This is a genomic window from Brevundimonas sp. CURTG3B2_SDJG (assembly GCF_057364705.1).
This window is the reverse complement of the sequence record NZ_JBNFOJ010000353.1, coordinates 1-2,673: the sequence shown is the minus strand read 5'-3', so window position 1 is coordinate 2,673 and position 2,673 is coordinate 1. Positions and strand designations below refer to the sequence as shown.

Genomic DNA, 2,673 nt, shown 5'->3' with positions numbered 1-2,673 from the left:
GGCGATGGCCGCCTCCGGCAGGTCAAGCTCCAGGGCGACGGCGACGGCCAGGCCGGCGTTGGCGATCTGGTGCGGCCCCGCCAGGGCCGGCGCGGGCAGGTCCAGGAACCGCTCCTGGTCCTGGAAGGCCAGGCCGCCGCGTTCGGCCCAGGCGTCGAAATCCGTCCCCATCACCGTCACGGGCGCGCCCACGGCGAGCGCCGCCGCCTCGATCGCGGCCATGGCTTCGTCGGCCTGGCGGGCGATCAGCCCGCGCGCGCCCGGCTTGAGTATCCCCGCCTTCTCGACCGCGATCCCGCGCAGGGACGTGCCCAGGAACTCGGCATGGTCCAGGTCCACCGGGGTGATGACGCTGAGCAGGGGGCGCTCGATGACGTTGGTCGCGTCCAGCACGCCGCCCAGCCCGACCTCGATCACCGCCAGGTCGGCCGGGGTCTCGCTCATGGCCAGGAAGGCGGCCGCGGTGGTGCTTTCGAACACCGTGGCCTCGCTCCCCGGGGCCTCGATCCGGTCCAGGATCCCGTTCAGCCGGTCGTCGGAGATCAGGTCCCCGGCCAGGCGGATCCGCTCGTTGAAGCGCACCAGGTGCGGCGAGGTGTAGACGTGGACCCTCAGTCCCGCCGCCTCGGCGATGGCGCGGATGAAGGCGACGGTCGACCCCTTGCCGTTGGTGCCCGCGACATGGACCACGGGCGGCAGGCGGTGCTGCGGATCGCCCAGGGCGGCGCACAGGGCCCGCATGCGGTCCAGCGAAAGATCGATGCGCTGCGGATGCCGCGCGCGCAGCCGTTCCGAAATCGGGTCCATGACCGCTTCTACGCGGCCCGGCGCTTCCCGCCCATCAGCATCGACAGGATGCGGCCCAGGGTCTGCGGCAGTTCGGCCCGGGTCACGACCTTGTCGACCATGCCCTTCTCCTGAAGATATTCGGCGCGCTGGAAGCCGGGGGGCAGCTTCTCGCGGATGGTCGCCTCGATGACGCGCGGGCCGGCGAAGCCGATCAGGGCGCCCGGCTCGGCCAGGTGGACGTCGCCCAGCATGGCGTAGCTGGCGGTGACACCGCCGGTGGTGGGATCGGTCAGGACCACGACGAAGGGCAGCTGGGCCGCCTTCAGCTCCTGGATCGCCAGGGTGGTCCGGGCCATCTGCATCAGGCTGAGCGCGCCCTCCTGCATCCGGGCGCCGCCTGCGGCGGTGAAGCAGACCAGAGGGACGCCCCGGTTGATGGCCTCGTGGGCGGCGGCGATGAAGGCTTCGCCCGCCGCCATGCCCAGCGAGCCGCCCATGAAGGTGAAGTCCTGGACGATGACCACGGCCTGGGCGCCGCCGACCTCGCCGAAGCCGATCGCCATGGTGTCTTTGCGACCGGCGGCCTTGCGGGCGGCGTTCAGGCGGTCCTTGTACGGCTTGCCGTCCGAGAATTTCAGCGGATCCTCGGGCACCTCCGGGGTGTCGATGGTCTCGTACTCCCCGTCGTCGAAGGTGGCGCGCAGCCGGGTCGGCGCGTCGATGCGCATGTGACGGCCCGAGGGCGTCACCCACAGCGAGGCCTCCAGGTCCGAGCGGTACAGCATCTCGCCCGTGTCGGGGTCCTTGACCCAGAGATTGTCGGGCGTGTCGCGCCGGCTGACGATCTTGCGGACGCCGGGGGCGAAGCGGGACAGCCAGCCGCCGCGCTTCTCCTGCTGGGGTTTGTTCTTGTCGACCATGGCGGCGCTTTAGACGGTTTCCGTCGCGCGCGCACCCTTCACCGCATCGGCCAGGCCGCGCACCTTGGCCAGAACGCGCGGGGCGGCGGGTTCGTTCGCTTCCAGGGCGGCGGCGACCTCGTCCACCAGGACCGAGCCGGCGACGACGGCGTCGGCGACCCGGGCGATCTCGGCGGCGCGTTCGGGGGTCTTCACCCCGAAGCCGACGGCGACCGGAAGGCCGGAGGCTCTGCGCACGCGTTGCACCGCCGGAGCCACCGACCCGGCCTGGGCTTCCTTCACTCCCGTCACCCCGGCGACCGACACATAGTAGACGAAGCCCGAGGTGCGTTCGGCGATCACCTTCAGGCGGGCGTCGTCGGACGTCGGCGTCGCCAGCCGGATCAGCGAGACCTGATGCGCGTCCAGGGCGTCGGTCAGCGGTCCGGCCTCCTCGGGCGGGCAGTCCACCACGATGACACCGTCCACCCCCGCCGCCGCCGCGTCGCGCGCGAAGGCGTCGTGGCCGTAGCTCTCGATGGGGTTCAGGTAGCCCATCAGGATCAGCGGGGTGTCGGCGTCGCCGTCGCGAAAGGCGCGGGCCAGCCCCAGCGTGCCCTTCAGCGTCAGGCCGGCCTTCAGCCCGCGCAGGGCGGCGCGCTGGATCGGCGGCCCCTCGGCCATCGGGTCCGAGAAGGGGAAGCCCAGTTCGATGATGTCGGCGCCCGCTGCGGGCAGGCCGCGCAGGATTCCAGCGCCTCGTCGTGCGACGGATCGCCGGCCATCACATAGGCGACGAAGCCGGCCCGGCCCTCCGCCTCAAGGGCGGAAAAGCGGGCGTCGATGCGGTCGGTGGTCATGAGGCGTTCGGGGCCGGGGGTTGGATCTGGCGGGGCTGGCCGGGATCGGCCGTCACGCCGGGGGCGGGTTCGAGAGGCGTGCGACGGGGAACGCAGCCGGGGTCATTGGGCCGGGACGGGCGGGG

Annotated in this window: 2 protein-coding genes and 1 pseudogene; all 3 read right to left on the bottom strand. The window is 72.3% G+C overall.

All coding sequences use genetic code 11. The annotated features are described in order from the left end of the window. The coding region (locus tag AC2W7C_RS16440) for a bifunctional folylpolyglutamate synthase/dihydrofolate synthase (protein WP_486002354.1) at positions 1-807 on the bottom strand (807 nt) is incomplete at its 3' end. Between the two features lie 8 nt (positions 808-815). Next, entirely contained in the window at positions 816-1,709 is an 894-nt protein-coding gene (locus tag AC2W7C_RS16435) for an acetyl-CoA carboxylase carboxyltransferase subunit beta (RefSeq protein WP_486002353.1), read from the bottom strand. A 9-nt stretch (positions 1,710-1,718) separates the two neighbouring features. Beyond that, positions 1,719-2,548, bottom strand: a pseudogene (gene trpA / locus AC2W7C_RS16430) (tryptophan synthase subunit alpha). Positions 2,549-2,673 lie beyond the last annotated feature (125 nt).

Bases quoted from the DNA above. Each gene is read 5' to 3' on its own strand.
- AC2W7C_RS16435 (WP_486002353.1), bottom strand. From the start codon at position 1,709: ATGGTCGACAAGAACAAACCCCAGCAGGAGAAGCGCGGCGGCTGGCTG.